Source organism: Humitalea sp. 24SJ18S-53, from assembly GCF_050632385.1.
Classification (GTDB): Bacteria; Pseudomonadota; Alphaproteobacteria; order Acetobacterales; family Acetobacteraceae; genus Humitalea.
On the sequence record NZ_CP192599.1, the window covers coordinates 673,179 to 699,531 of the forward strand.

The following is a 26,353-nucleotide window of genomic DNA, read 5'->3' on the forward strand; positions in this document are numbered from 1 at the left end:
GAAGGGGCTGTTCGCCCCCTCCACGCCTCCCCCAACCAGGGGCCACGGCGCCTTGCTGGGGAGAGCTTGAGAGGGGCGAAGCCCCTTTCAAAGCGCAACCTCTCCGACCTGCTACACCACCGCCCGTGTCGAACTGCGCGGCACCAGTGTGCCGTGCAGCAGCACCGCTTCATCCTCGCCGCCCGGATCGGCGATGCGTTGCACCAGCAGGTCCAGTCCGCGCGTGACCATGGCGACGATGCGCTGGTCGAAACTTGTGATGTCATAGACCGGGCGCGCTGCATCGGGGATGCAGTCGAAGCCGGCGACCGAGATATCCAGTGGCACGCGCAGTCCTTGCTGCCGCACGGCATCCATCACGCCCATGGCGATGATGTCGCTGACGGCGAAGACGCAGTCGGGGCGGGTATCGGCGGGCATGGCGGCGATCTGCAATCCGGCCTCATACCCGCCTTCGTAGATCGAGCGTCCGTCGAAGCGCATCACGATCTCGCCGCCGGCGGCGGTGAAGACTTCGGAAAATCCGCGGTCGCGGTCGATGCCGTTCGAACTGGCGCCGCCGGTATGGATGATGGCGGCGCGGCGATGGCCGCCGGCCAGCAAATGTGCGGCGATCTGGCGCCCGCCCTCGGTATTGTCGCAGGACACGGTGCTGGCGTGCAGGCGCGGCACGCGGTTGATCATCACCACCGGCACACCGTTGGCGGCGCAGATCGCCGCGGCGCGCGATGACATGTCGGCCGAGGTGACCAGGCAGCCATCGACCTGGTAATGCAGCAGGGCCTCGGCCGTGCGGTCCTCGATCGGGCCGGTGCCGGCGTGCAGGATCAGGGCGCGCAGGCCACGGGCCTCGGCCTGGGTCACGATTTCCTCCAGCAGCACCGCGTAGATCGGGTTGCTCCGCGATCCCAGCACCAGGCCCAGCAGGCCGCTGCGGCCTGAGGCGAGGGTGCGCGCCAGGGCGTTCGGCGTGTAGCCAGCATCCTTGGCCAGGGCGGTGATGCGCGCGCGCGTCGCGATGGAGATGCGCGGATCGCCTTTCAACGCGCGGGCGACGGTGGAGGCCGACACGCCAGCCTGCCGCGACAGGGTGATGATCGTCGATCGTGACCGGCCGGGCGGGAGATCCATGGCGCCTGCCTATCATGGCGCCGTGTGGCGGTGCAAAGCCTGCTGTCGCGCAAATGCTGCGGCGCACAAAGCATGCGGTTTCATTGGTCAAAAAATTTATGCCAACGCTTGCGCAATTCCTCTGGACCTGGGCGCGACAAGCCAATAGTTTCCTGGCGAGGGATAGTCCAAGGAAACGTAAGCGAATGAGTGAACCTCGCACCCGCCAGATGACCATGGTTGGGTTCATGCAGGCGCAGAACTGCTCGATTTCCCCAAGTTCCTGGCGCCATCCAGCCAATGCACTTGATTTTCTCACCCCCGCCTATTTTCAGCGGATCGGCCGCGTCCTTGAAGAGGGCAAATTTCATCTTGCTTTCTTCGATGACCGGCTGGCCATGCCGGATATTTTCGGCAATGACCATCGTGAAGCGGTGGAGAACGGTATTCGTGTTGTCAAAATGGACCCCATTTCCATTTTGACTGCCATTGGTTGCGCGACCAGCCGTATTGGTCTCGGGGCAACCTATTCGACGACCTACTACGAGCCCTTCCACGTCGCGCGGTTGTTCGCGACGCTCGACCTGATGACCAATGGCCGGGCCGCCTGGAACATCGTCACCTCGCTGAATGATTCAGAAGCGGCGAACTTCGGCCGCGACGGGCACCTGCCGCATGACGTGCGCTACGACCGCGCCGATGAATTCGTGGAAGTGGTCATGGGCCACTGGGATTCCTGGGAAGACGGCGCCCTGATCGCCGACAAGGCCAGCGGCCGCTTCGCCGATGGCGCCAAGGTCCATGCGCTGAAGCACGAGGGCAAATACTTCAAATCCCGCGGGCCGCTGTCGGTGCCGCGTTCCTCCCAGGGGCATCCCGTGCTGATCCAGGCCGGGCAGAGCGGCCGTGGGCGGCGTTTCGCGGGCCGCTGGGGCGAATTGATCTTCGTCGTCTATCCGAACATCGCCGCCGGCCAGAAGCAGTATGCCGACCTGAAGGCCGCGGTGGCGGAATCGGGGCGCGACCCGGACCAGGTCGCCGTCGCCCCGGCCTGCTACGTCTGCGTCGGCGAAACCCGCGCCATCGCGGAGGGCAAGCGCGACGCACTGCTGGAACTGTCCAAGCCGATCGATGCGCTGGTGCTGCTGTCCGAAGCCCTGAACTTCGACTTCGCGGCCAAGGACCTGGACAGCGAATTCACCGACGAGGAACTGGCCCGCATTTCCTGGACCGGTTTCCGCGAAAGGGTGGTGATGCTCAGCGGCAAGCCGAACCCGACGGTGCGCGATTTCGTGCATTTCTCCGGCCGCGGCACGATCAAGGAGTTCCCGATCTTCTGCGGCACGCCGACCGATGTCGCGGACCAGATGGAAGAATGGTTCACCGCCCGCGCCTGCGACGGCTTCGTGCTGGCCGCGACCCATACCCCCGGCGCGTTCGAGGATTTCACCCGTTTCGTGGTGCCCGAACTGCAGCGCCGCGGCCTGTATCACAAGGATTACGCCGGCACGACTTTGCGCGAAAACCTCGGCCTGCCGCGGCCGGGCGCGCGTGACTGGCACCGTTGAAGACCAAGGGAGAAATAAGAAAAATGACCGACAGGACGCCAATGCGCGCCATATCACGCCGTGCCACGCTGGTCGCGGCCCTGGCCATGCCGGCCGTCGCGCGGGCCCAGGGTGATGTCTGGCCCTCCCGCCCCGTGCGCTTCATCGTGCCTTATGCCCCGGGCGGCGGCACCGACGTGACCACGCGGCTGATCGCCGAGGGGATGACCAACAAGTTCGGCAAGCAATTCGTGGTCGAAAACCGCGCCGGCGCCAATGGCATCGTCGGCACCCAGGTCGTGTCGCGGGCAGAGCCCGATGGCTACACCTTCGGCGCGCAGACCAGCACGCATATCATGGCACGGCGCCTCGGGCCCTTGCCCTATGATCCCGTGACCGATTTCACCCCGATCTCGCTGATGGCACGCTACCCGCTGGTGATGATGGCCAGCGCCCGCGCGCCCTTCACCGATATCGCGGGGCTGATCGCGGAGGCGAAGAAGCAGCCGGGCGGCATGGCCCAGGGCACGTCGGACGCGCAATCCTCCTTCGCCGCCAGGCAATTCGCACGGGCCGCGGGGATCGAGATCAACGAAGTCCCCTATCGCGGCAGCGGCGCCTACCTGGCCGATCTGTCGGCGGGGCATCTGCCGGTCGCTTGGGGCAGCCCGGCGACGGCTGCCCCCATGGCGGCGTCGGGCCAGGTCAAGCTGATCGGCGTCTCCTCGCCGGAGCGTTCGCCCTTCCTGCCGAATGTGCCGACCATCACCGAATCCGGTGTCACGGGCGCCGATTTCATCGGCTGGTTCGGGTTGTTCGGGCCGGCCAGGCTGCCGCGCCCGATCGCCGTCGCGCTGAACACGGCGATCAACGAATACATCGTCACCCCTGCGATGCAGGCCCGCTACGCAACCCTTGCCAATGAGTTTTCGCCAATGGATCTCGACCAACTCATGGCCCTGATGCGGGCCGACGACGAACGCTGGGCCAGGGCGCAGGCCGAAGGTCTGATCGAGCGCCAGCCATGACCGAAATCCGCATGCTCTCGACCAGCGGGATCCTCGGCTACGGCTATGCCGAGGAATCGCTGCGCATCGGCATGGAGCGCAAGCCCCATGCCATCGGCGCGGATGGTGGCAGCACCGATCCGGGACCGCATTACCTGGGCGCCGGGACGTCCTTCTGTTCGCGGCTTTCGGTCAAGCGCGACCTGAAGCTGATGCTGCTGGCCGCCATGGCGGCAAAGATCCCCTGCATCATCGGCACCTCCGGCGGCGCCGGCGGTGAGCCGCATTTGCAGGACACCGCCGCCCTGGTGCGCGAAATCGCCCGCGAGGAACAACTCTCCTTCCGCATGGCGCTGATCCATTCGGAAACCGACAAGGCGACCCTGATCGAGGCGGTCAACGCCGGGCGCATGCGGGCGCTGGCCAAGCTGCCGCCGCTCGATGCCGCCACGATCAACCGCGCCGAACGCATCGTCGCGATGATGGGGCCGGAACCGATCGCCCGCGCGCTGGATGGCGGCGCGCAGGTCATCCTCTGCGGCCGCAGCAGCGATCCCGCGCAATGGGCCGCGGTCGCGATCCGCGGCGGCATTCCGCCCGCCGTCGCCTGGTATGCCGGCAAGATGCTGGAATGCGGCGCCGAGCCTTCGGTGCCGAAGGAACCCGACTGCCTGCTGGTCACTTTGCGCGACGATCACCTGATCTGCGAACCGCCGAACCCCATCCGCCGCTGCACGCCGCTGTCGGTGTCGAACTTCGCGCTGCATGAGAACGCCAGCCCGATCCATCACACCGAACCGGGCGGCATGCTCGATACCTCCGATGTGGTGTTCGAGGCTGTGTCCGATCGCGCGGTGAAGGTCTCCGGCATGACCTGGGTGCCGGCCGCGACCTATACCGTGAAGCTGGAAGGCGTGGAGCGCGCCGGCTATCGCGCCATCAGCATCTGCGGCACGCGCGACCCGGTGCTGATCAGCCAGATCGACTCCTACCTGGAGACGCATCGCAACAAGGTGGCGATGAAGGCCGCCGACTTTGGCGTGCCGCCCTCGGCCTATCGCATGGGGCTGCGCGTCTATGGGCGCGATGGCGTCATGGCCGGGTGGGAGCCGACGCCCAAGCCGATGGGCCATGAGCTGGGCTTCGTCGTCGAGGTCGTGGCCGATACCCAGGACATCGCGAACGCGGTGCTGGCGATGGCACGCACCAGCATGCTGCACGCGGACTTCCCGGGGCGGTTGTGCAAGGAAGGCAACATGGCCTTCCCCTTCTCGCCGTCGGACATCGCCCTCGGACCGCAGTATCGCTTCAGCGTCTTCCACACCATGGCGGTGGACGATCCCTGCGCGCCATTCCCCATCGAATACGAGACCGTCTGACATGGCCCTGATCCGTGACATCGCGCAGGTCTGCAAAAGCAAGAATGCAGGCCCGTTCTACGTGACCATCGACGTGCTGTTCGAGGATGCGGCGCTGTACCGCCGCGTGAAGGCGACCGGCACGCTGAACGCGGCACTCTTCGCCAAGCTCTACGGCGTGGCGGAAGAAGACGTCCTCTTCACCCCCTACGACACCGCCTCGGCCTTCAAGGCGACACTGCCGCGCCTGGTGCCGGCCGGCGACTTTGGCGACACCGACGTCTATGGCGCGCAGCAGCACGCGCCGCTGCTGGATGTGGATATCCCGCTGAACGCGTAGGGCGGTGCCTTGAGGGGGGCGAAGCCCCTTCCATGGCGCAACCTTCACGCCATCGCGCGATCCGTCGCCGCCGGCAGGTAGGCGTCGGTATAGACCTCCGTCAGTGCCGGGCGGCGCGGGAAGGCGTAGACGCGTTCCAGGATTTCCAGGCTGCGGGTCATGCGCGCAGGGTCCACGGCGGACAGGCCGTGGGCGCGGACGTGGTCGGTCATGATCATCTCGTTGACCACCAACTGCGCGCGTTCGGTTTCCAGCGCGGTATCGACCAGGGGCTCGGCCTCCTTCACCGCGGCGACGGCGGCGGCTGGATTGGCCACCATGAATCGCGTGCCACGGGCGATGGCGCGGACGACGCCGCGCAGGATATCCGGGTTCGCTTCGGCATAGCGCCGGGTCGTCATCACCGCGTTGGAATAGAGCGGCACGCCAAAGTCGCGGTAGCGCATGATCACCTGCTGATCGAGCGGCATCCCCAAGCCCTTCAGGCTGATGGTGGCCGAGGAGATGAAGCCGGTGATCGCATCGGCCTGTCCGCGCACCAGCATCGGTTCGCGCAGTTCCGGCGAGACGCTGATCCAGTTCACCGTTCGCGCGTCAAACCCCGCGGCGGCGGCAAACACCGGGAAAATCTGGCGCCCGGCGTCGCCTTCGGGGGCGGCGATGCGCTTGCCTTCCAGGTCTTTTGGCGTGGCGATGCCGCCGCCCTGCTTGGACACAGCCACCAGTGGCAGCCCGTCGAACACCATCAGCACCGCGACCAGCCCCGAGGCCGGGTTTTCCGCGACGAACTTCGCCATGGAATTGAAATCGCCGAAGCCGACGTCATAGGTCCCCGCCGCCAGGTCCACCGGCACCCTGCCCGAGCCAAACCCGCGCGAGATGCGGATATCGATGCCTTCCTGCGTAAAATACCCTTGTTGCCGCGCGGCCAATGCGAAGGCGGATGATCCGCTCAGGGTCCAGTCCAAGGTGAAGCGGCAGGTCCGCGCTTGCGCCTGGGCGGCGCCGATCCCAAGGAACGGGGCGGCGAGCAAAACCGAACGTCGGGCGATCTGCATCATGCGGGCTCCATCGCGGGGCTATAGGTTTCGATGATCTGGCGCAGTTTTTTCCGCGCGAGGTTTCCCGCGCGATCGGTCGGCATGCCTTGTTCCGGCGTCTCGCCCGGCATGATCGGCACATCGGCGCGGGTGTGTTCCAGGATGTCCTTGTCCTCGGTCGTCACGCGGCGATCGAAGGCGATGGCTTTTTCCGCGGGGATGTCTTCCTCGCGGTCGTTCCTGATGCAGAATTGCGTGAACAGCAGCCGCTTGTCGCCGAGCGGCGTCGCCGCGGTGAAGATGATGTGCTGCAACCCATTCGGGTAGGTGATGTGCAGCTTGCGGCAATTCGGCGCCCACCAGGTCGCGACGCGGGTGCGCACGGTCGTCGCCTCGGCGATGCCGGTATATTCCTGGCCCGCGGCACGATTGGCGATGACGACGCTCGCCCGGCTGATCAGCCCAAAGTCGAATTCCTCGATATCCTCATGCGGCGGCACCGGGCGGCTGGTGTCGCCTTGCGTCTCGCGGTGCACGAAGGCGACGTGGGCCAGGTCGAACCAGTTGTCGACCAGGCGGAAGGTGCTCATGTCCCAGGCCTCGTGGAACTCCTGGATCAGGCGGTAGCCGGGTGCCTCGGCCTCCGGCAGGTCGGGGATGCCGGTCAGCGGATCCTCGACCGCGACCCAGACGAAGCCGTAGCGGGCGGCGGCGTGATAGGCCTTTACGCGCGCGCCGGCTGGCGGGGGCACGTCGGGGCGCTGCGGGATCAGGGTGACCTTGCCGGCCACATCGTATTCCCAGCCGTGATAGGGACAGATCAGGCTGGAATCACGCGTCTCGCCCAGCGAGAGCTTTACGGATCGATGGCAGCATTCATCGACCAACGCCGACACCGTGCCATCCGCCGCCTGCCAGATCACCATGTCCTCACCGAACAGGCTGAAGGCTTTTGGCCCATCCTTCAGGGCATCGACCGGCATCGCCGGATACCAGAAGCGACGGAAAACCGGGGCGTCGGCGATCTTCATGGCGGGCGGGTTCCCAAAAATTCACCCGATGCTATCGGCCACGCGGCGCCACCGGCGGCGCGATCTGCGCAGAATTCGCGCCATCGGCCGCCGGATTTGCCGGGTTTTTGGCAATTTCCGGCGTGGTGACGCGAAAATAGGCGAACCCCGGCGCCGCCGCGGGCGTGGCGCCGTCTAGGTTTCCGGCGTGATCCGCTGGGAGGCCCCATGACCATCGACCGCCGCCACCTGCTCCGCACCGCCGCCCTTGGCGCCGGCGCGTTCTTCGTCCCCGCCGACCTCGCCCTGGCGCAGGCACCGGCCGGCGGCACCCTGCGGATCGCCATGACCGCCTCCGCCATTCCGCTGCCGAACGGCCAGACCGACCAGGGCGGCGAGGGCCAGCGCTTCATCGGCTACACGCTGTTCGACAGCCTGGTCTTCTGGGACCTGTCGCGCTCGGACGCGCCGTCGCGCCTGGCGCCGAACCTCGCGACCGAATGGTCCGTCGATCCCGCCGATACCAAGCGCTGGATCTTCAAACTCCGCCCCGGCGTCACCTTCCACGACGGCAGCGCCTTCGATGCCGCCGCCGTCGTCTGGAACATCGAAAAACTGCTGGACCAGTCCAAGCCGCAGTTCGACCCGCGCCAGGCCGCACAAGGCCGCTCCCGCATCCCGACCGTGCTGCGGGCCGAGGTGATCGACCCCATGACGGTCGCGGTGATCACGCGTGAGGATGATGCCCTGCTGCCCTACGGCATCGCCTGGATCGTCATGTCCTCCCCGGCGCAATGGGAGAAGGTCGGGCGCAACTGGGATGCCTTCCTCAACGCACCCTCCGGCACTGGCCCGTTCAAGCTGACGGAATACAACCCGCGCGAACGCGCCGTGCTGGTGCCCAACACCGCCTATTGGAACCCCGCACGCCGGCCCAAGACCGAACGCGTGATCCTGCTGCCGATGCCGGAAGCCAATACCCGCGCCGCCGCCCTGCGCGCCAACCAGGTCGATTGGATCGAGGCACCGCCGCCCGACGTCATCCCCTCGCTGGAACGCGCCGGGTTTAAGATCGTGACCAACGAATACCCGCATGTCTGGATCTGGCACTTTTCCATGATGGAGGGTTCGCCCTGGCGCGACATCCGCGTCCGCCAGGCGGCCAACCTCGCGATCGACCGCGACGGGATCGCGGGCCTGCTGGGCGGCACGATGCAGCCGGCGCTGGGCCTGGTGACCGCCACCAGCCCCTGGTTCGGCACCCCAAGCTTCCGCGTGCGGCACGACCCGGCCGAAGCGCGCCGCCTCCTCGCCGCCGCCGGCTTCTCACCGCGCAACCCGATCCGGACGAAGGTGCTGATCCCGTCGTCCGGCAGCGGCATGATGCAGCCGATCCCGATGAACGAGGCGATCCAGCAAGGGCTGCGCGAAGTCGGCATCAATGTCGAATTCGAAGTCACCGACTGGAACGTGCTGACCACCGCCTGGCGCGCCGGGGCGCGCGATCCCGCCTCGCGCGGGGCCACGGCGCACAACAACTCCTACTTCAGCCAGGACCCCTTCACGGCGCTGATCCGCCATCTGGACAGCAGCCTGCAGTCGCCGCGCGGCACCAACTGGGGCCACTACGAGGACCCGGCGATGGATGCGCTGTTCCAGCAGATGCGCGTCGCCTTCGACCCCGCGGCCCTCGATGCCGTGGTGAAACAGGCGCACGAGAAGATCGTGAACGAGGCGCTGTTCCTCTTCGTGGCCCATGACCTGAACCCGCGCGCGATGCGGGCGCAGGTGCGGGGCTTTGTCCAGGCGCGCAACTGGTTCCAGGACCTGGGGCCCGTCACCGTCGGGTAGCGATTTCGTCTGGCCCTGGCCCCCGTCCGCGCTAGTCTCTGGCGTATCGACGGGGGGCAGGTCATGGCCATCACGCTGGATGATGCGACGGCGTTCCGCGCCGCCATCGGCGACCATCTGGGCGCAGATACGCCGGCCGATGTCGCTTCTGTGCTCGCCGCCGGGGTCGCGATGGGTGAGGAAGCCTTCCGCGCCACACCCGCCTTGCCCGGCCAGACCGCGCTGAACCTGCGGATCGGGCGCTACGTCATCCGCGACGATGATCTGCCGGTGATCGAGACCATCGGTTCGGCCGCCACGGGCCTCGCCACCCTGGCCGCGAGTGCCGGCATCGCCTGGCCCGCCATCGTGCCGGCCATCACCGCCGTCGCGACCCTGGCCTGGACCCTGTGGCGCAAGGGCGCGCTGCTGACCCCGCGCCAGTTGCGGGTGGTCGGTCTGCTGCAAACCCATGGGCCATGCCCGGTCGCGGTCCTCGCACCCCTGGCCGCCGCCGATGGCGCCGGCGCCGTGCCCGAGACCATGCTGGAAGGCGTGCTGCTGAGCCTGAAGGAGGTCGAGACCCGCGACGGCCATGTCGTCGCCCTGGCCGCCGCCGACACCCAGGGTTTCTGGCGCGCGCGTGGGGTCTAGGCGGCGATGTCCGACGCGATCCTGGATGGGTTGAGCCTCGGCCCCCAGCCGCAATTCCTCCCGCCCGACATCCAGGCGCAATACGAGGCCGCCTTCGGCGTGCTGGTGGTGAACGGCGATTCCGCCGCCTTCACCGGCGGTGCGACGCGCGAGCTGATCGAGGCGATCAACCATGAAACCTACCACCACCTGCAAACGGTCTGCAGCGGCTACGGGCTGACCCGTGCGGAGGCGATCCGCCGCGCCGTCATCGACCGGGTGAACGCCGCCGCCTGGCGCGACCTGCGCGACAACCCGGTTTGGCTGGCGGTGCGGACCCTGCTCGGCTGGGCCCCCGGCTTCTTGCGCCGGCGCGTCGATATCGGGCGGCTGGAACGGGTCGTCGATGTGGCGCTGACGAACAACCGCGCCATCGCCCGCGCGTCGCGCGATACCGGCGGCGACCCGTCGCTGGCGGCGGCGGTGCTGCCCGGGCTCTTCGCGGCGCTGGACGGTATCCGTGCGGAGATGTGGCTGCCGCGGGAAGGCGGGCTGGCCGATGGGCATGTGGTGGAAGGCGCCGCGGTCGCCTTCACCGCCGCGGTGACGGCGGCGTCGCTGGAGGGGCCGGAAGTGCTGCTGGATGGCGCCCGGCTGGAAGCGCATTTCGTCGCCGCCAATGCGCTTCTGGATGCCGATTACAGCGCCCTGCTGACAGCAGCCCAGACGCGCTTCGATGGGCCGGTCGCGCCATGGCTCCTGCCCGCCACGGCCTTGGCCATGCGCTACGAACACCCAGGTGCTGCGGTGCTACCGCTGCTCGACCGGCTGCGCGCGGAGCCCGCGGCCGATGCGCTGGCGGCGGCACAGGCGCTGGCCGAGGAACTGACCGGCCTGCCCGGCGCGGGCGACTGGCTCGGCACCGCGCGCGACGTGCATCTGCGTGGCGAAACCGGCGGCGAGGTGCATGACGCGGCCCTGGCGGCGCTGGACGAAACGGGGTTGGACGAGGTCACGGTGCTCGCCGACCCCATGGGTTTCGGCGCGCTGCCGGCGCCGCTGTTGAGCAGCGTCATTCGTTTCAACGACCGGGTCGGCGCCATCGGATTGAACGCGGCCGAGGCCGCCGTGCGCGTCGCCATGGCCAATCTGGCGCTACGCGCGCAGACGCGCCGGCGCTTCGATCGCGAAGCCAATGACGCGATGGCCCGCTGGGCGCAGGGGGTGCTGCACCGGCTGGTGGCTAGAGCGTGATGGCCGTAGGCGCGAACGCGCCGCAGGGCTGAATCACGCGACAAAACAACAAGCTAGACCGTGATGCGTGAGCGAATGCGAACGCATCGCGGGCTAGGGTGCCGGAAACCGCGCCATCCAATGCCGGGCAATCGCCTCCCGGCCGGTGACCCATACGCTGTCGCCATGCGCCGCCACATGGTCCAGGAAGCGCGCCAGCCCGCCGATGCGCGCGGCATGGCCGATCATGCGCGGATGCACACCGATGGACATCATGCCAGGCTGATGCTTGCCCTCCGCATGCAGCCAGTCGAAAGCATCGCGCAGCAGCGTGAAGAATTCGCCGGCGGTGTTGATGGTGCCCGGCGCCAGCTTGCAGTCGTTGGTGACCAGCGAATACGGCACGATCAGGTGCGGCTGGTCTGACACGCGCGTCCAATACGGCAGTTCGTCATCATAGGCGTCGCTGTCGTACAGAAACCCGCCGTGCTCCACCAACAGGCGGCGCGTGTTCACCGATGGCCCATAGCGGCAGGTCCAGCCGGTGGGCGCAGCGCCGACGGTGCGCTTCAGGCTTTCGACGGCGCGGGCGATGTGGTCGCGTTCCTCGGATTCAGTCAGCGTCCAGTGCTTCACCCAGCGCCAACCGTGGCAGCACAGGTCGGCACCGCTATCGGCGATGGCGCGGGCGATCTCTGGGGTTTTTTCCAGGGCCTGGGCGCAGGCGAAGGCGGTGAAAGGCATGTCCCTGTCAGCGAAGACGCGCAGCAGGCGCCAGATGCCGACGCGGCTGCCGTAGTCATACATGGATTCCGCGGCCAGATCGCGGCCTGTGATGCCGACATCGATGCCCACGGCCTCGCTCAGCGACCAGTCGGTGATGGGGTCGCCATTCTCGGCGCAGTATTCGCTGCCTTCCTCGATATTGATGGCGAAGTTCACCGCGACGCGGGCGCCGTTCGGCCAGGCCGGATCAGGGCGGGCATTGGCATAGCCCCGGCGGTCGCGGATCACACCAGCCATAGCGCAATCCCCGGATGCCAGAGCAACAACAGCACCGCCAGGATATAGACGGCAAGGAAGGGCATCACGCCGGCAAAGACATCCTCGATCGGCCCGGGCGGCTGTCGCATGCCCTGCAACACATAGAGGATGGTGCCGTCAGGCGGCGAGATCATCGCGATCTCCACCAGCATGGTCACGATCACGCCGAACCAGATGGGGTCGTAGCCCAGCGCCTTCACCAGGGGGAAGATCACCGGGATGGTGGTCACGATCATGGAGAAGCCCTCCATGAAGGTGCCCAGCGCGATGTAGAAGCCGATGATGAACAGCATGAGCACCCAGGGCGGAAACGGCAGCCCGCCCACCGCCTGCGCCAGCGCCTGCGGCACGCCGACCGAGGCCAGCACGAAGTTCAGCAGATAGGCGCCCAACAAGATCAGCCCGATCATCGACGTCGCCAGCGCCGTCCCCGACAGGCTGTCGCGCAACAGCGGCCATGACAGCTTGCGTTCCCAGGCCCCCAGCGCCAACGCGCCAACCACGCCGAAGGCAGCACTTTCCGTGGGCGTCGCGACACCCGTGTAGATCGTGCCCAGCACCAGCCCCATCAGCAGCAGGGTCGGGATGAGGTCCAGCAGCGATTGCCATTTTTGGGCCGTCGTCGCGCGCGGCCCGGGTGGTGCGGGATGGCGCCAGCCATGCACCAGGATCACCAAGGTGAACAACACCACGACCAGCAGCGCCGGCCCGATCGCCGCGACATACAAGGCCCCGACCGAGGTCTCGGTGATCAGCGCATAGACGATGAAGGTGATCCCCGGCGGGATCAGGTTGCCCAGCGCACCACCCGCCGCCAGCGATCCCAACACCATCCGCGGGTTGTGATGCGTGTCGCGGAAATACGGCAGCGCCACCGATCCCATCGTCGCGGCCGTCGCGACCGATGATCCACTGATCGCGGAGAACACGGCGCAGGAGGCGATGTTGGTGTGCAGCAACCCCCCCGGAAATCGGTTCAGCCAGACGCCCATCGCGGAATACAGCCGATTGGACAGGCCCGCGCGCAGCATGACTTCGCCCATCAGCAGGAACAGCGGCACCGACACCAGCACGAAATTGGTGTTCGTCGTCCACAAGGTCTGGCCGATGTAGAGCCAGAAGGGCCGGTCCGACAGCAGGAACCCCGCGACCAGCCCCAAACACCCTAGCGCCGCGCCGACATGCACCCCCGCGCCGAAGAAGCCCAGGAAGAGGCCAATCAGCATGATGGCCTCGGCCCAGGGCAAATGCGCGGGGCCGGCACCCATGAAGGTCGCGTAGCCAAAGGCGCCGACGACAGCAAAAATGAATACGATTGCGATCATCGCCGCAAAGCCTCACGCGCGCCGATGGCTTCCAGGGTTTCCTCCGCTTCATCCATGTCATTGCGTGCGCCGGCGACGGTTTCGACATCGTCGTAGCGCCCGGCCAAGGTCAGCAGCAGGATGTCCAAGGTCCGCAGCAGCACGCAGAGCAGGAAGAAGAACATCCCCCCCGCCCACAGCGCCTGCGGAATCCACAACGGCGCCCGCAGTGCGGAGATATCCGTCGCATTGAACATCAGGCTCTCGTCCACCAGCATCCAGGCGCCGTAGCCGAGGTAACCGGCAAAGACCGTCAGCAGGCAGAAGGCCAGCAGATGCGCATAGGCGCGCGGCTTCGGCGGCAGTTTCCGCACCAGCAGGTCCACGCGGATATGCGCCCGCCGCGCCAGCACCCCCGCCAACGACCAGGAAATGCCAATCGCCAGCGCATAGCCCGAGAGTTCGATGGTGGACCGCGTGGAAAATCCGAAGAAGTTCCGCGCGATCACATCGCCGGTGATCAGCAGGGTCGCCGCCAGGAACAACGCGCCCCCCAGCAGCATCAACCCCAGCGCCAACCGGTCCGCGACCCGACGTAGCGGGCCGAGGGCCGTTGGCTCCAACTTGCTGGAGTCCAATTACTGGGCCCGAACCCCGCTGATGGGCGCGATCACCTCATTGTAGACCTCGCCGCAACGCGCGCCGCAGCGCCGCACCCAGGCCGGCAGCACGGTGTCGCGGAAGGTCGTCTTGATGCTGTCCAGATCGGCCTGGCTCGGCACCACCTCGATCATGCGCCGCGCCTCGGGCACCACCGTATGGATGCGGCACTTGTCGGCCAGGCCCAGGTTGCAATCGATGCCATCCTGCGTCGCGACCGCGCCCAATTCCCATTGCGCATCGGCGACACGCTTGAAGCCGTCTTCAAGGAAGGCGCGAACCTCCGGCGTCTGGCGGTTCCACCAGGCCAGGTTCACGAAGTAGCCCGACAGGCTCCAGGTCGAGGGCAGGGTGTACATATGCGTGGTGACTTCCCACCACTTCACGCCATTGGCCGTGCCGGTGCCGGTGATGGCGCAATCGACCGTGCCGCGTTCCAGCGCGGAATAGACCTCGGGGAAGGCGATGGCCGCGGCCTGCGCGCCATAGGCCTGCACGAAATCGGCGACCGACGGCCCGTTGGTCCGCACCCGCAACCCGCGCATCGACGCCATGCCCGTCACCGGGCGGCGGCAGAAGAACACCTGCGCCGGGAACGGATAGACCGCGAGCATCCGCACGCCGACGCGCTCAAGATCGCGGTTCAGCACAGGCGTCATCGCATCGGCCACGCGGCGCGCCTGCTCCAGGGTCGGGTTCAGCCCCGCCAGGTCCAGCGCATCCAGCATCGGCACGTCACCCGACACGACGCCCAGCGTCGCGCCGCCAATCTCGACCTGCCCCGAACGCACCAGGCGAATGACCTCCGGCCCACCGACGCCGCGTTCCGGCCAGGACTGCAGGGTCACCGCGACGCGCCCACCGCTGCGCGTGCCAAAACCATCGCGCAGCAGCGGCATGTCCACCTGGGTGTATTGCGGCAAGGTCGGCCCGGGCTGGGTGACCGCGGTCATCGCGACGCGCGGCCCGGCCGCAAGATCCTGTGCCTGGCCAGGCACGGCGGCCAGGACCGCGAGGCCGGCGGCGAGGGCGAGGTGGTGCAGACGGGCCATGCGAGGCTCTCCGGATGTGATGAGGTCTTGAGGCTGGCACGCGGCTTTGCGCGCTGCCACCCGAATCCTCGGCGCCGCCCGCGCCCGCCATCCCGGCTTTGCCCAAAGCATCGGCAGGTTGGCGCGCGGCGACGCATGGTTGCCGCGATCACGCCGGCAACGCAGTCTTCGCGGCCACAACCCAAGGGATCGCCGATGCCGAAGAAGACCGTGTTCTCGCCACTGGTCGTGACGCCGACCAACCCACATGCACAGGCGACAGTCGCCGGCGGGCACTTCTACGCCGCCACCGTGTCGCTGGACGTGCAAGGCAAAATCGTCGGCGTCGGCGACATCCGCGCCCAAACCCGACAGGCCCTGACCAACCTCAAACACCTGCTCGAAGCCGCCGGCGGCAGCATGGACGACGTCGCGCGCGTCATGATTTACCTGACCGACATGCGATACTTCGCCGGGATGAACGAGGTCTATCGGGAGTTCTTCTTCGGCGACAGCCTGCCGAGCCGCGCGACCGTCACCGGCAGCATGGGCATGCCGGAACTCCTGGTCGAATTCGACGTGATCGCCTGGCTGGGGCCGGATGCGTAGGGGGTGAGGGCGGTTCTGTGAGAGGGACTTCGTCCCCCTCACACTCCCCCTACCAAGGGCCGGCGGGCCCTTGGAACCCGCGGCATTTGGCCAAGGCATGGGAGGGGAATGTCACGCCAGCGGCGCTGGACCGCCTCTGACGCCCCTCCCATGCCTTGGCCAAAACACCTCGTCGGTCCAGGGGCGGCGGCCCCTGGTTGGGGGAGGCGTGGAGGGGGCGAATAGCCCCTTCCACAGACCGCCCTAACCCTTCAGCCAAACATCTCGATCGACCCGTCCAGGTCCATCAGTCCGGTGTCGACCAGCATGGTCGGATGCCGCTGGCGCACCTGGGCGCGGAAGGTTTCGAGTGATGCGAGATGCGTCACCGTCTCGACCTGCCGATCCGCGACGCGGGCGGCGCCGTAGGCGATCTTCGCGGCACCGCAGTCGCGATGGTTGATCGCGATGACCTTGGGGATCCCGTGCAATTGGATCGAGGCGCCCAGGTTGTCCCAGAACGTGCGGTGCCAGGCCTGGAACGCCGGGGCGACGACGCCGATGGCGGATCCGGCGAAGGCGAATTGGCTGTACCGGCCCACAAGGTTCTGCTGCTGCGCCCAGGCCATGGTCGGTGCCGGAAAGCGCGGGTCGATGCAGGTCAGGACCATCGCATCATATCCGCCTTGGGCCGCCGCTGGCCGGGGCAGGCCCGCCACCAGCCCGGCGGCACCCGCCGCTGCGATGAATAGGCGCCGGCCAAAACGCGGGATCAGGTAATCCGCGCAGCAGGCGCAGCCTGCCAAGTGTGGGGTATGTTGTGACATGCGACGCTTCTCCAGGCCCTGTGCCAGCTTGGTGCGGGGCGGGGTGCCCCATAGCGCAGTGTCGAGGCCTTTAACTGAACAGAACGACAATGCCCCCGGGGCGCGCCAGAAAAATCCGCGTTACCGCAGGCAGCGCACGAAAACGGTCGACGCATGCGCCATCTCACCCACCTCGGCCGGGGAAAGCAGCGGGCCGGTGGCGGCGACGCGCGGTTCCACATCCGATCCGCGCAGCCAGTCCAGGGCTTCCGTCGATTTCACGGCGAAGTTCACGTTCTGCGGGATGTCGCCGGTGCGCTGGGCGATGCGCTGCGCGTTCAGTTTCGACACCACGATGCCGACGACATTGCCGGCCAGGTCCATCACCGGCCCGCCGGAATTGCCCGGCTGCACCGGCGCCGAGATCTGGTAGTGCCGCGCATTGTCCGACAGCCCGGCCAGCGCCGAGACATCGCCGGTCGTCAGCGTCGGCCCCGACGACAGCAACCCGGCCAACGGGAAGCCATAGGTCACCACCGCCTCACCCCGCCGCACCTCGGGGCCGCTGCGGAAGGCGAGGGCCGGGCCGATCTCGGCCTCGACGGATAGCAGCGCCAGGTCGCGCTCCTCATCGGTGCGCAGCACCCGCGCGTCGATGTCGCGCCCGCCGGTGGTGCGCAGGCGCACGCCGGTGCAGCCCTGGACGACGTGATGGTTGGTCATCACGCGGCGATCGGCGATGACGAAGCCGGTGCCACTCGACACCTGGCGCGCATAGGGCGGGATTTCGCCCGGGGCCAGGGCGCGCGGCTTGCCGGGCAGGGCGGCCTGGGCCTGCGGCGGGGTGGCGCCGGGCTTGCCGGGCAGGGTGGCCTGGGGCGGCGGGGCCGGTGCACGCGGCGCTGCGGCCTGCGGGGGGGCGGCGCCCGGCTTGCCCGGCAGCGCCTGCTGGCTTGGGGCGGCGGGCTTGCCCTGCTGCGCGAAGGCGGCGGGGACGAGCAGGAGGCAGATGGCGGCGGCGATCAGGGGGGAGTGGCGCATTCCCGCAGCCTGCGACCCCGCGGCCTTCGGGGTCAACGGCGCGTTTGCGCAAGACCTTTCACGATCACAACAGCCCTTCGCGCCGGAAGGACAGGTGCCGGCCGTTGCCGATGATCAAATGGTCATGCACGACGATGCCGAGCACGGCGGCGGCCGACTTGATCTCGGCCGTCATCTCGATATCGGCGCGGGAGGGGGTGGGGTCGCCCGATGGGTGGTTGTGCACCAGGATCAGCGCGGTCGCCTGCACCTCCAGCGCGCGCTTGACCACTTCGCGCGGATAGACCGGCGTGTGGTTCACCGTGCCGCGGGCCTGGGCCTCATCCGCCAGCAGCCGGTTCTTCGCGTCCAGGAACAGGATGCGGAATTGTTCGACGGTTTCCCGGGCCAGAGCCGCCGACAGATAGTCGATCAGCCGCTGCCAGTTGTTCAGCACGGGCTGGGCGCGCACTTCCTCCCGCATCATCCGCAGCGCTGCACCCTGCACCAGTTTCAGCGCCGCGACCGCGCTGTCGCCGACGTGGTCGGCCTCCTTCAGGTGGCGCGGCTCGGCGGCCATCACGGCGGCGAAGGACCCGAAGCGCGCCAGCAGCGCCTTGGCGATCGGCTTGGTGTCGCGCCGCGGGATCGCCAGGAACAGCAGCATCTCCAGCATTTCGTAGTCTTGCAGGCTGTCCGGCCCGCTGGTCAGCAAGCGCCCGCGCATGCGGTCGCGATGGCCATCGGGGCCGGGCGGGGCTTCCGAGACCTGGGGGGCATCCATCACGAGGAACGCCTGGGAGGCTTCCGCCAGACCGCGTCGCTTGCCTGCCATCGCCCTCATGTCCTGGATGGAGGAAGGCTAGGGGGGGGCGGCGATGCCGTCACCCCCCGCGCGGCTAATGCTGGTGGGCGCCCGCCGCCGCCGGCGCGCCGGCGCGTTCCACCGCCAGTTCCACCGTCACCTCGCCACCGCGTTCGAAGCGCAGGGTCAGCGGCACGCGCGACCCCGCCGCCATCGGCTGGGTCAGCCCGATCAGCATGATGTGGAAGCCCCCGGGGGCCAGGGTCACGCTCTGCCCGGCCGCGACCGGAATGTCGGTGACGGGGCGCATCCGCATCACCTCGCCGTCGCGGATCGCGGTGTGCAACTCCACCGTCCGGGCGGCGGGGCTGCTGGCGGAGAGCAGGCGATCGCCCGCGCCCGTGCTGCGCAGGGTCATGAACCCCGCGCCGGTGCCGCCGGCGACGGCCGCGCGGCTCCAGGGATGGCCGATGGCGATGTCGCCCACGGTATAGTCATGCGCGCGGGCGGTCTGGGCAACGAAGGGCAGGGCAAGGGCGCTGGCGATCAGCGCGCGACGAATCAACATGGCAATAAGAATCCTCAATCCGATGCGTGGGGCTTTTGGTGTCGCGTCAGAGGAGGATGGGTGGTCCCGTCGGTGGATAGGGCGGCGCCCGCGCGCCAGGGCGCAGGGTCGCGACCGCGGCCAGCGCCATCGGCGCCGCCTGGCCCCACAGCACCGGCACCGGCAGCGTGTCCGGGGCGGGCAGGGCCACCGCCGGCAACACATGGCAGACGGCGCAGATGCTTTCGACATGCGGCGCCATGTCGGGGTTCAGCGGCATCTGCCGCATCCCGTCCACGCCGCAGATTTCCAGCGTGGCATTGGCCGCGGCGGCACCCAGGCAATGCGCCGCCGCCGTCGCCGACTGCCAGGACAGCAGGGCGACCAGCAACCAGGCCAGCAGGGCAGGGGGACGGCGCATCACCGCCCGTCTAGCCCCGCGCGGCGGCTACGCCAACTCGTAGGCGACCTCGGCCTCATAGACCGAGGCTTCCTTGCCCAGCCGCGAGGAATACAGGGTAAAGGCCCCGACCGGCACCGGCGGCGCCCGGAACAGGTTATGCGCCTGGACGAAGCCCGCCAGTTTCTCCGGTGCCGCCCGGTCGGTCCGCGCGATGGTGACATGGGGGGCGAAGCGCTTGCGGTCCGGCGCCAGGCCGCAGCGCTGCAGGGCGGTTTCGATCTTGCTGCGCAGATGCGTCAGCGCATCGGATCGTTCCACCGCGACATACATCGCCTGGATGCGCCCGGCCTTTTCGAACAATCCGATGCCGCGCAGGGTCAGGTCGAAGCCCCGGGTGCGGATATTGGCCAGGGCCAGGTCCACCTCCTCGGCCTGCCAGTTCTCGATCTCGCCGATGAAGCGCAGGGTCAGGTGGTAATTTTCCGGCGGCACCCAGCGGGCACCGGGGATGCCGGTCTGCAAGGCGGCCAATTGGGCACGCAGCATGGCGGGCAGTTCGAGGGCAACGAACAGACGGAGCATCGGCGGTCGTCCTTCTCGCAAGGGCGGCGTCGGGGGATTTTTGTGCGCGGCCGGGCAGGCGGGGGTGCCGGGGGTGGTCTCCTGTGGTTAGGCGGGGATTTGGGCGATCAGCCGTTCGACCGCGGGCAGCATGCGTTCCGCCAGGATCGCCGCACCGCGCGGATTGGGATGGATGCGGTCGGGCTGGTTCAGCGCCTCATCCCCCGCCACGCCATCCAGCAGGAAGGGGTAGAACACCACCCCCGGGCGTTCGGCCGCAAGCCGGGCGAAGACGGCGGCGAAGTCGCGGCCATACTCGGCGCCGAGGTTCGGCGGCGCGACCATTCCCGCCAGCAGCACCGGCACCCGCCGCGCCGCCAGGCGGTCCAGGATATCGGCCAGGTTGGCGGCGGTGACGGCGGGGGCGATGCCGCGCAGCCCGTCATTGCCGCCGAGTGCCACGATCACCGCATCCGGCCGGTCCGCCAGGGTCCAGTCCAGCCGCGACCGGCCACCGGCGGTGGTATCGCCCGACACGCCGGCGTCGATGATCCGCACCGGCCGACCGGCCGCGCGCAGCAGCGCCTCCAGCCGCGCCGGCGGCCCCTCGCCACGGGCCAGGCCGTAGCCGGCGGTGATCGAATCGCCCAGCATGGCGATGCGCAATTCGCGCGGCGGCGACTGGGCAGCGGCGTCATCGCACTGCAACAATCCGATACCGAGCAATACCTTTGCCAGCGCGGCCCGGCGCCCATATCCGGTAGTGATGACCCAGCCCGACAACATGACGCATAGCCCCGACCTGACGGCCTCCCGACACACGGAGCCCGCTCTCGACTCGGCCCCGCCGCTCATCGCGGCCCGGAACCTTGCCTTTACGGTGGGGACGGCGGGCGGGCCGGTCAACATTCTTCGCGATGTCGATCTGTCGATCCGGGCGGGGGCCTCGGTCGGGATCGTCGGCCCCTCGGGCTCGGGCAAGACCTCGTTGCTGATGCTGCTGGCCGGGCTGGAACGCGCGACCGCCGGCAGCCTGACCGTCGCGGGCCAGAATTTGACGGACTTGGACGAAGATGCGCTGGCCCGCTTCCGCCGCGACCGGCTGGGCATCGTGTTCCAGGCCTTCCACCTGATCCCGACCATGACCGCGCTGGAAAACGTCGCCGTGCCGCTGGAATTCGCCGGCCGCCGCGATGCCTTCGACCTGGCCGAGGCCGCGTTGCGGGAGGTCGGGCTGGGCCACCGCATCGACCACTACCCGGGGCAATTGTCGGGCGGCGAACAGCAGCGCGTGGCCCTGGCCCGCGCCGTGGTCGGCGAACCCCGGCTGATCCTGGCCGATGAGCCGACCGGAAACCTCGACCGCGGCAATGGCGCGGCGGTGATGGAATTGCTCTTCGGCATGCAGCGCCGCCTGGGCACCACCTTGTTGCTGATCACCCACGACCCCGCGCTGGCCAATCGCTGCGGCCGCCAGTTGCGTATCGAGGACGGGCGCATCGTTTCCGACAGCGCCGGCCGGGCCGCGGCGGCGTGAGCGCGGGGGCCGCATCCGGCGACGCACCATCCGGCGTCGCGCATGGCACCGCCCTGGACTGGCCCGCCACGCTGGGCCTGGCCGCACGCTACGCCCGGCGCGAATTGCGCGGCGGGCTGAAGGGGCTGCGGATCGTCATCGCCTGCCTGGCGCTCGGCGTCGCCGCCATTGCCGCCGTCGGCACCCTGCGCGCCGCGACCGAGGCCGGGCTGGCCCAGGATGCGACCAAGCTGCTGGGCGGCGATGTCGAGGTCCGGGCCACCTATCGCACCCTGCCGCCCGAAGCCCGCGCCTGGATCGCCCGATCGGGCGGCCGCATCTCCGAAGTCACCCAGATGCGCGCCATGGCCATCGCGCCATCGGGCGAACGCGCGCTGGTCGAACTCAAGGCGGTGGACACCGCCTATCCGCTCTATGGCGCGCTGGTGCTGGATCCGCCGGGCGGCATCCTGCCGGCCGCGCGGCCGGATGGCGCCTTCGGCGTCGCGCTGGAACGCTCGATCGCCGAACGCCTGGGCGTCTCGGTCGGCGACACGCTGCGCATTGGCGAGGCGCGGTTCATCCTGGACGGCATCATCACCGCCGAACCGGACAAGGTCGCCAGCCCCAGCATCCTGGGGCCGCGCGCGATGATTCCGCTGGCGGCGGTGCCGGCGACGGGGCTGATCCAGCCGGGCAGCCTGGTCGCCTATGAATACCGCATCGCCCTGCCGCCGGGGGCCAATGCCCGCGCCTTCGCCGATGCGCTGGGCGCGCAGCCCTTTGCCGATGGCGGCTGGCGCATCCGGCTGGCGGACGGGGCGGCGCCGCAGGTGACGCGGTTCGTCGATCGCGCGGCGTCCTTCCTGACCCTGGCCGGGCTGACGGCGCTGCTGGTCGGCGGCATCGGGGTGGCCACGGGCGTGCGCGCCTGGTTGGCGGCGCGGTCGCGCACCATCGCGACCCTGCGCTGCCTGGGTGCCCCGGCCGACCTGATCTTTGCCACCTACCTGATGCAGGTGCTGGTCCTGGCCGTGGTCGGCATCGCCATCGGGCTGGTGATCGGCGCCGGGCTGACGGGGCTTGCCGCGTCCGCCATCGGCGATGCGCTGCCGGTGCCGCCACGCCTGGGGTTCTACCCGCTGCCGCTGGGCTTGGCGGCGCTCTATGGCTTGCTGACGGCGCTGGCCTTTTCCCTTTGGCCCCTGGGTCGTGCGCGGGAAATCCCGGGCGCGGCTCTGTTCCGCGATGGGGTGGTGGCCCAGGGCGGCCGGCCGCGCTGGTCGCTGGTCGCGGCCAATGCCGCGGCGGGTGCGGCCCTGGTCGTGCTGGTGGTCGCGACGGCCGAACAGCCGGGCTTTGCCGCCGCTTTCTGCGCCGGTGCGCTGGCGACCCTGGCGCTGTTCCGGGGCGGGGCGTCGCTGGTGATGGCGGGGGCGAAGAAAATCGGGCGGGTGCGCCATCCGGCGCTGCGTCTTGGGCTGGCGAACCTCTACCGCCCGGGCACGGCGACGCCGATCATGCTGGTCTCGCTCGGCATCGGGCTGACCACCCTGGCGGCGGTCGCGATGATCGAGGGCAATCTGCGCCGCCAGATCAACGAACAGATGCCCAGTGCCGCGCCGTCCTTCTTCTTCATCGACATCCAGAACGACCAGACCGCCGCCTTCGACGCCACCGCCCGCGCCCTTCCTGGGGTGAACCAGGTCGCCCGCGTGCCCAGCCTGCGCGCCCGCATCGTCGCGGTGGATGGCGTGGCGGTGGACAAGGTGCAGACCACCCCCGACACCGCCTGGGCGCTGCGTGGCGACCGGGGGCTGACCTATGCCGCGACGCCCCCGGCCAATACCCGGTTGGTCGCCGGCCGCTGGTGGCCGGCCGATTACGCCGGCCCGCCGCTGGTGTCCTTCGATGCGGCCCTGGCCGAGGGCTGGGGCGTCGGCCTGGGCAGCATCATCACGGTCAATGTGATGGGGCGGGACGTGGACCTGACCATCGCCAGCCTGCGCGACGTCGCCTGGCGGACGCTTGGGATCAATTTCACCCTGGTCGCGTCGCCCGGCTTGCTGGAAGCCGCACCCCACACCCACATCGCCACCGTCCGCAACGACCCCGGCCAGGATGTGGCGGTGCTGCGGGCGCTGACCGATGCCTTCCCGAACATCTCCGGCATCCGCGTGCGCGATGCGCTGGAGGCTGTGTCGAGCCTGCTCGGCCGCCTGTCGATGGCGCTGTCCTCCACCGCCTCGGTCACCTTGCTGGCGGGGATGCTGGTGCTGGCGGGCGCGGTCGCGGCCGGGCAGCAGCGCCGGGTACGGGATGCGGTGGTGTTGAAGACCGTGGGCGCGACAAGGGCGCAGATCCGCCACGCCTATCTGGTGGAATTCGGCGTGCTCGGCCTGGCATCGGGGGTCCTGGCCGCCGCCGCCGGCACGGCCGCCGCCTGGGGCGTCGTGCGCTTCGTCATGCGGGCCGAATGGGCGTTTTTGCCCTGGACGCTGGTCAGCGTTGTGCTCGGCTGCATCGCGCTGACCATGGCTTTTGGCTATGTGGGCACGGCGCTTGCGTTGCGGGCGCGCGCGGCGCCGCTGCTGCGCAACGAGTAGCCGCCCCCGGTCAGCCTTGGCCCGCGGCATCAGGAGACCGATGCCGTGGACCATCACCTGACCGACCGCGACGCCGCCCTGTTGCGCCGGGCCTTTGCCCTGGCCGGGGCGGCCCGCGCACGCGGCGACCGTCCCTTCGCCGCTGTCATCGCCGATGCGGATGGCACGGTGCTGGCCGAGGCCGGCTCCACCCAAGGGTCATCGGGCGACGGCACCCTGGCCCATTCCGAGATGAACGCCTGCCAGGCCGCCATCACCGCCGCCATCCCGCGCGACACCCTGCGCGCGTCAACGATCTATTCCAGCGGCGAACCCTGCGCGATGTGCAGTGCGGCGATCTTCTACACCGGCATCGGGCGCGTCGTCTTCGGCCTGTCGGCCGCCGCCATCCTGCATCTGCGCAATGCCCAGCCGCATACCGCCGGGCTGTCGCTGTCCTGCACCGCCGTGCTGGCCACCGCCGCCGAACCCGTCACGGTCGTCGGCCCCTGTCTTGAGGACGAGGGCGCGGTGCCCCACGCCGGCTATTGGCGATGATCCGCCAGTTCCTCGACTGCTACCGGCCGCATCTGCGGCTGTTGCTGCTGGATTTCGGCTGTGCCGCCCTGTCGGGCATGCTGGAACTCGGCTTCCCGATGGCGGTCCGCGCCTTCATCGACCACCTGCTGCCGCAGGCGGACATGCAGTTGATCGGCCTGGCCGTCTTCGCCCTGCTGGCGGTCTATGTCGCCAATGCCGGGCTGATGGCCGTCGTCACCTATTGGGGCCATGTCCTCGGCATCGCGATCGAGACGGAACTGCGCCGTCGAGCCTTTGACCATCTGATGACCCTCTCCTTCGGCTTCTACGACAGCCAAAAAACCGGGCACCTGGTCGGGCGGGTCACCAAGGATCTGGAAGACATCGGGGAGGTCGCCCACCACGGCCCCGAAGATCTGCTGATCGCGCTGCTGACCTTCCTCGGCGCCCTGGGGCTGATGCTGCTGATCAGCCCCGTCCTGGCGCTGATCACCGCCGCCGTGGTCCCGGCGGTCGGCTGGGTGGTCGCGCATTACGGCGGGCGGATGACGGCGAACTGGCAGGCGCAATTCGGCCGGGTCGGCGCCTTCAACGCGCGGATCGAGGAAGCCGTCGGCGGCATCCGCGTAGTCAAGGCCTTTGGCAACGAGGCGCATGAACAACGCCTTTTTGCCGCGGACAACGACCTCTACCGTCGCACCAAGCTCGACGCCTACCGGCTGATGGCGGCGGGCAACACGCTGAACTACCTGGGCCTGCGGCTGGTGCAGGTGCTGGTCATGCTGGCCGGGGCCGTGCTGATCCTGCGCTCCGCCCTGTCGGTCGGCGATTTCGTCGCCTTCCTGCTGTTGGTCGGCGTGTTCTACCGGCCGCTCGACAAGCTGGGGCAGGTCATCGAGACCTACCCCAAGGGCATCGCCGGCTTCCGCAGCTTTTTGGCATTGCTCGCCACGGCCCCCGAGATCGAGGACCGCCCCGGCGCCACCCCCGCCGGCCCGCTGCGCGGGGATGTGCGGTTCGATGGCGTGACCTTCGGCTACACCCCCGACCGCCCGGTGCTGCGCGACCTGTCCTTCTCGGTCGCGGCCGGCGAAACCGTGGCGCTGGTCGGCCCATCCGGCGCCGGCAAGACCACCATCTGCTCGCTGCTGCCGCGCTTCTACGAGATCCAGTCCGGCCGCATCACCATCGACGGCATCGACATCCGCGACATGACCCAGGCCTCCCTGCGCGGGCAGATCGGCATCGTGCAGCAGGATGTCTTCCTCTTCGCCGGCACCTTCCGCGACAATATCGCCTATGGCCGCCTGGGGGCCTCCGAGGCCGATATCCTGGATGCCGCCCGCCGGGCCAGGCTGGATGCCGTGATCGCCGACCTGCCGGATGGGCTGGACACGCTGATCGGCGAACGCGGCGTGAAGCTCTCCGGCGGCCAGAAACAGCGCCTGGCCATCGCCCGCATGTTCCTGCGCAACCCGCCCATCCTGATCCTGGACGAAGCGACCTCCGCGCTGGACACCGAGACGGAGCGCGCCATCCAGCAATCCCTGGCCGACCTCGCGGCCGGGCGCACCACCCTGGTCATCGCCCATCGCCTGGCGACCATCCGCGACGCCGACCGCATCCTGGTCGTGACGGATGAGGGGATTGTGGAACAAGGCTCCCATCGCGACCTGCTGGCCCGGGGCGGCGCCTATGGCCGCCTGCATGCCGCGCAATTCGCCCCGGACGACGCGGCCGAATAAGGCTGCGGGACTGTTCCGAAACCGCTGAACCCGGCCTATGCTGCCGGGGTCCGCGCGATTGCGTGACCGCCATGGCCCTTGATCCGGGTT

At 68.8% G+C, this 26,353-nt stretch carries 26 protein-coding genes; 12 read left to right on the forward strand and 14 right to left on the reverse strand.

The genetic code is table 11. The features are described from left to right. Nucleotides 1-111: 111 nt before the first annotated feature. A complete protein-coding gene (locus tag ACQW02_RS03195; protein WP_431283834.1) occupies nt 112-1,131 on the reverse strand; it encodes a LacI family DNA-binding transcriptional regulator in 1,020 nt (339 codons plus the stop codon). On the opposite strand from ACQW02_RS03195, the gene ACQW02_RS03200 reads away from it, so the two are divergent. Genes ACQW02_RS03200 through ACQW02_RS03215 form a run of 4 tightly spaced genes read left to right on the forward strand, consistent with a single transcriptional unit; the run spans nt 1,107 to nt 5,362 of the window. After that, on the forward strand, nt 1,107-2,678 hold the full coding sequence (locus ACQW02_RS03200) for an LLM class flavin-dependent oxidoreductase (protein ID WP_431283835.1): 1,572 nt from the start codon (nt 1,107-1,109) through the stop codon (nt 2,676-2,678). The two genes, ACQW02_RS03195 and ACQW02_RS03200, sit on opposite strands and share 25 nt — an antisense overlap. A gap of 23 nt (nt 2,679-2,701) precedes the next feature. Beyond that, complete coding sequence (locus ACQW02_RS03205; RefSeq protein WP_431283836.1) at nt 2,702-3,685, forward strand: Bug family tripartite tricarboxylate transporter substrate binding protein; 984 nt, start codon at nt 2,702-2,704, stop codon at nt 3,683-3,685. Then, on the forward strand, nt 3,682-5,043 hold the full coding sequence (locus tag ACQW02_RS03210; protein ID WP_431283837.1) for an acyclic terpene utilization AtuA family protein: 1,362 nt from the start codon (nt 3,682-3,684) through the stop codon (nt 5,041-5,043). The genes ACQW02_RS03205 and ACQW02_RS03210 overlap by 4 nt, the downstream gene beginning before the upstream one ends. 1 nt (nt 5,044) lies before the next feature. Further along, entirely contained in the window at nt 5,045-5,362 is a 318-nt protein-coding gene (locus ACQW02_RS03215) for a DUF4387 domain-containing protein (protein ID WP_431283838.1), read from the forward strand. A gap of 44 nt (nt 5,363-5,406) precedes the next feature. Here ACQW02_RS03215 and ACQW02_RS03220 read toward each other — a convergent pair whose 3' ends face one another. Together ACQW02_RS03220 and ACQW02_RS03225 are read right to left on the reverse strand one after the other, a co-directional pair. Then, entirely contained in the window at nt 5,407-6,423 is a 1,017-nt protein-coding gene (locus ACQW02_RS03220) for an ABC transporter substrate-binding protein (protein WP_431283839.1), read from the reverse strand. Continuing rightward, nucleotides 6,420-7,433, reverse strand: coding sequence for a Rieske 2Fe-2S domain-containing protein (locus ACQW02_RS03225; protein ID WP_431283840.1), 1,014 nt, complete (start codon nt 7,431-7,433; stop codon nt 6,420-6,422). The genes ACQW02_RS03220 and ACQW02_RS03225 overlap by 4 nt, the downstream gene beginning before the upstream one ends. A gap of 207 nt (nt 7,434-7,640) precedes the next feature. Between ACQW02_RS03225 and ACQW02_RS03230 the strand changes: the two genes are divergently transcribed. From ACQW02_RS03230 to ACQW02_RS03240, 3 genes are all read left to right on the forward strand, one after another. Then, a complete protein-coding gene (locus tag ACQW02_RS03230; protein ID WP_431283841.1) occupies nt 7,641-9,263 on the forward strand; it encodes an ABC transporter substrate-binding protein in 1,623 nt (540 codons plus the stop codon). 63 nt (nt 9,264-9,326) lie between these two features. Beyond that, entirely contained in the window at nt 9,327-9,896 is a 570-nt protein-coding gene (locus ACQW02_RS03235; RefSeq protein WP_431283842.1) for a hypothetical protein, read from the forward strand. A 6-nt stretch (nt 9,897-9,902) separates the two neighbouring features. Then, nucleotides 9,903-11,129 (forward strand): hypothetical protein, encoded by a 1,227-nt coding sequence (locus ACQW02_RS03240; RefSeq protein WP_431283843.1) that lies wholly within the window; start codon nt 9,903-9,905, stop codon nt 11,127-11,129. Between the two features lie 93 nt (nt 11,130-11,222). Here ACQW02_RS03240 and ACQW02_RS03245 read toward each other — a convergent pair whose 3' ends face one another. The 4 genes from ACQW02_RS03245 to ACQW02_RS03260 are packed head-to-tail and all read right to left on the reverse strand — an operon-like array spanning nt 11,223 to nt 15,168. Continuing rightward, entirely contained in the window at nt 11,223-12,131 is a 909-nt protein-coding gene (locus ACQW02_RS03245; protein WP_431283844.1) for a polysaccharide deacetylase family protein, read from the reverse strand. Next, complete coding sequence (locus tag ACQW02_RS03250; protein ID WP_431283845.1) at nt 12,119-13,477, reverse strand: TRAP transporter large permease; 1,359 nt, start codon at nt 13,475-13,477, stop codon at nt 12,119-12,121. Before ACQW02_RS03250 ends, ACQW02_RS03245 begins: the two co-directional genes overlap by 13 nt. Next, nucleotides 13,474-14,079 (reverse strand): TRAP transporter small permease subunit, encoded by a 606-nt coding sequence (locus tag ACQW02_RS03255; protein ID WP_431283846.1) that lies wholly within the window; start codon nt 14,077-14,079, stop codon nt 13,474-13,476. Before ACQW02_RS03255 ends, ACQW02_RS03250 begins: the two co-directional genes overlap by 4 nt. Before the next feature lie 15 nt (nt 14,080-14,094). Next, a complete protein-coding gene (locus ACQW02_RS03260; RefSeq protein WP_431283847.1) occupies nt 14,095-15,168 on the reverse strand; it encodes a TRAP transporter substrate-binding protein in 1,074 nt (357 codons plus the stop codon). Between the two features lie 195 nt (nt 15,169-15,363). On the opposite strand from ACQW02_RS03260, the gene ACQW02_RS03265 reads away from it, so the two are divergent. Next, complete coding sequence (locus ACQW02_RS03265; RefSeq protein WP_431283848.1) at nt 15,364-15,756, forward strand: RidA family protein; 393 nt, start codon at nt 15,364-15,366, stop codon at nt 15,754-15,756. A 251-nt stretch (nt 15,757-16,007) separates the two neighbouring features. On the opposite strand, the gene ACQW02_RS03270 is transcribed toward ACQW02_RS03265, so the two are convergent. The 7 genes from ACQW02_RS03270 to ACQW02_RS03300 form a co-directional block, all read right to left on the reverse strand. Then, nucleotides 16,008-16,562 (reverse strand): hypothetical protein, encoded by a 555-nt coding sequence (locus ACQW02_RS03270; RefSeq protein ID WP_431283849.1) that lies wholly within the window; start codon nt 16,560-16,562, stop codon nt 16,008-16,010. 120 nt (nt 16,563-16,682) lie between these two features. After that, nucleotides 16,683-17,582, reverse strand: coding sequence for a S1C family serine protease (locus ACQW02_RS03275; RefSeq protein WP_431283850.1), 900 nt, complete (start codon nt 17,580-17,582; stop codon nt 16,683-16,685). A gap of 64 nt (nt 17,583-17,646) precedes the next feature. Beyond that, nucleotides 17,647-18,396: a RadC family protein gene (radC, locus tag ACQW02_RS03280; RefSeq protein WP_431283851.1), complete on the reverse strand. Its 750-nt coding sequence runs from the start codon at nt 18,394-18,396 to the stop codon at nt 17,647-17,649. A gap of 64 nt (nt 18,397-18,460) precedes the next feature. After that, nucleotides 18,461-18,934 carry a copper chaperone PCu(A)C gene (locus ACQW02_RS03285; RefSeq protein WP_431283852.1) on the reverse strand — a complete coding sequence of 158 codons (474 nt, stop codon included), beginning with the start codon at nt 18,932-18,934 and terminating at the stop codon, nt 18,461-18,463. 46 nt (nt 18,935-18,980) lie between these two features. Beyond that, the gene (locus tag ACQW02_RS03290) at nt 18,981-19,334 is read right to left on the reverse strand and encodes a hypothetical protein (protein ID WP_431283853.1); all 354 of its coding nucleotides are present in this window, start codon (nt 19,332-19,334) and stop codon (nt 18,981-18,983) included. A gap of 27 nt (nt 19,335-19,361) precedes the next feature. After that, a complete protein-coding gene (thpR, locus tag ACQW02_RS03295) occupies nt 19,362-19,898 on the reverse strand; it encodes an RNA 2',3'-cyclic phosphodiesterase (RefSeq protein ID WP_431283854.1) in 537 nt (178 codons plus the stop codon). An 87-nt stretch (nt 19,899-19,985) separates the two neighbouring features. Beyond that, nucleotides 19,986-20,663 carry an arylesterase gene (locus tag ACQW02_RS03300; RefSeq protein WP_431283855.1) on the reverse strand — a complete coding sequence of 226 codons (678 nt, stop codon included), beginning with the start codon at nt 20,661-20,663 and terminating at the stop codon, nt 19,986-19,988. Between ACQW02_RS03300 and ACQW02_RS03305 the strand changes: the two genes are divergently transcribed. From ACQW02_RS03305 to ACQW02_RS03320, 4 genes are read left to right on the forward strand one after another with little or no spacing between them, the layout of a single operon-like run. Further along, entirely contained in the window at nt 20,644-21,414 is a 771-nt protein-coding gene (locus tag ACQW02_RS03305; RefSeq protein ID WP_431283856.1) for an ABC transporter ATP-binding protein, read from the forward strand. The two genes, ACQW02_RS03300 and ACQW02_RS03305, sit on opposite strands and share 20 nt — an antisense overlap. Next, nucleotides 21,411-23,999: an ABC transporter permease gene (locus ACQW02_RS03310; protein ID WP_431283857.1), complete on the forward strand. Its 2,589-nt coding sequence runs from the start codon at nt 21,411-21,413 to the stop codon at nt 23,997-23,999. Before ACQW02_RS03305 ends, ACQW02_RS03310 begins: the two co-directional genes overlap by 4 nt. A gap of 45 nt (nt 24,000-24,044) precedes the next feature. Beyond that, nucleotides 24,045-24,536, forward strand: coding sequence for a deaminase (locus tag ACQW02_RS03315; RefSeq protein WP_431283858.1), 492 nt, complete (start codon nt 24,045-24,047; stop codon nt 24,534-24,536). Then, nucleotides 24,533-26,263: an ABC transporter ATP-binding protein gene (locus ACQW02_RS03320; protein ID WP_431283859.1), complete on the forward strand. Its 1,731-nt coding sequence runs from the start codon at nt 24,533-24,535 to the stop codon at nt 26,261-26,263. The genes ACQW02_RS03315 and ACQW02_RS03320 overlap by 4 nt, the downstream gene beginning before the upstream one ends. The last annotated feature ends 90 nt before the right edge of the window (nt 26,264-26,353 follow it).

Excerpts from the sequence above, each read along its gene's own strand:
- ACQW02_RS03195 (WP_431283834.1), bottom strand. The coding sequence starts at position 1,131 with ATGGATCTCCCGCCCGGCCGGTCACGATCGACGATCATCACCCTGTCG.
- ACQW02_RS03205 (WP_431283836.1), top strand. The coding sequence starts at position 2,702 with ATGACCGACAGGACGCCAATGCGCGCCATATCACGCCGTGCCACGCTG.
- ACQW02_RS03210 (WP_431283837.1), top strand. The coding sequence starts at position 3,682 with ATGACCGAAATCCGCATGCTCTCGACCAGCGGGATCCTCGGCTACGGC.
- ACQW02_RS03215 (WP_431283838.1), top strand. The coding sequence starts at position 5,045 with ATGGCCCTGATCCGTGACATCGCGCAGGTCTGCAAAAGCAAGAATGCA.
- ACQW02_RS03220 (WP_431283839.1), bottom strand. The coding sequence starts at position 6,423 with ATGATGCAGATCGCCCGACGTTCGGTTTTGCTCGCCGCCCCGTTCCTT.
- ACQW02_RS03225 (WP_431283840.1), bottom strand. The coding sequence starts at position 7,433 with ATGAAGATCGCCGACGCCCCGGTTTTCCGTCGCTTCTGGTATCCGGCG.
- ACQW02_RS03230 (WP_431283841.1), top strand. The coding sequence starts at position 7,641 with ATGACCATCGACCGCCGCCACCTGCTCCGCACCGCCGCCCTTGGCGCC.
- ACQW02_RS03235 (WP_431283842.1), top strand. The coding sequence starts at position 9,327 with ATGGCCATCACGCTGGATGATGCGACGGCGTTCCGCGCCGCCATCGGC.
- ACQW02_RS03240 (WP_431283843.1), top strand. The coding sequence starts at position 9,903 with ATGTCCGACGCGATCCTGGATGGGTTGAGCCTCGGCCCCCAGCCGCAA.
- ACQW02_RS03245 (WP_431283844.1), bottom strand. The coding sequence starts at position 12,131 with ATGGCTGGTGTGATCCGCGACCGCCGGGGCTATGCCAATGCCCGCCCT.
- ACQW02_RS03250 (WP_431283845.1), bottom strand. The coding sequence starts at position 13,477 with ATGATCGCAATCGTATTCATTTTTGCTGTCGTCGGCGCCTTTGGCTAC.
- ACQW02_RS03260 (WP_431283847.1), bottom strand. The coding sequence starts at position 15,168 with ATGGCCCGTCTGCACCACCTCGCCCTCGCCGCCGGCCTCGCGGTCCTG.
- ACQW02_RS03265 (WP_431283848.1), top strand. The coding sequence starts at position 15,364 with ATGCCGAAGAAGACCGTGTTCTCGCCACTGGTCGTGACGCCGACCAAC.
- ACQW02_RS03270 (WP_431283849.1), bottom strand. The coding sequence starts at position 16,562 with ATGTCACAACATACCCCACACTTGGCAGGCTGCGCCTGCTGCGCGGAT.
- ACQW02_RS03275 (WP_431283850.1), bottom strand. The coding sequence starts at position 17,582 with ATGCGCCACTCCCCCCTGATCGCCGCCGCCATCTGCCTCCTGCTCGTC.
- radC (WP_431283851.1), bottom strand. The coding sequence starts at position 18,396 with ATGGCAGGCAAGCGACGCGGTCTGGCGGAAGCCTCCCAGGCGTTCCTC.
- ACQW02_RS03285 (WP_431283852.1), bottom strand. The coding sequence starts at position 18,934 with ATGTTGATTCGTCGCGCGCTGATCGCCAGCGCCCTTGCCCTGCCCTTC.
- ACQW02_RS03290 (WP_431283853.1), bottom strand. The coding sequence starts at position 19,334 with ATGCGCCGTCCCCCTGCCCTGCTGGCCTGGTTGCTGGTCGCCCTGCTG.
- thpR (WP_431283854.1), bottom strand. The coding sequence starts at position 19,898 with ATGCTCCGTCTGTTCGTTGCCCTCGAACTGCCCGCCATGCTGCGTGCC.
- ACQW02_RS03305 (WP_431283856.1), top strand. The coding sequence starts at position 20,644 with ATGACCCAGCCCGACAACATGACGCATAGCCCCGACCTGACGGCCTCC.
- ACQW02_RS03300 (WP_431283855.1), bottom strand. The coding sequence starts at position 20,663 with ATGTTGTCGGGCTGGGTCATCACTACCGGATATGGGCGCCGGGCCGCG.
- ACQW02_RS03320 (WP_431283859.1), top strand. The coding sequence starts at position 24,533 with ATGATCCGCCAGTTCCTCGACTGCTACCGGCCGCATCTGCGGCTGTTG.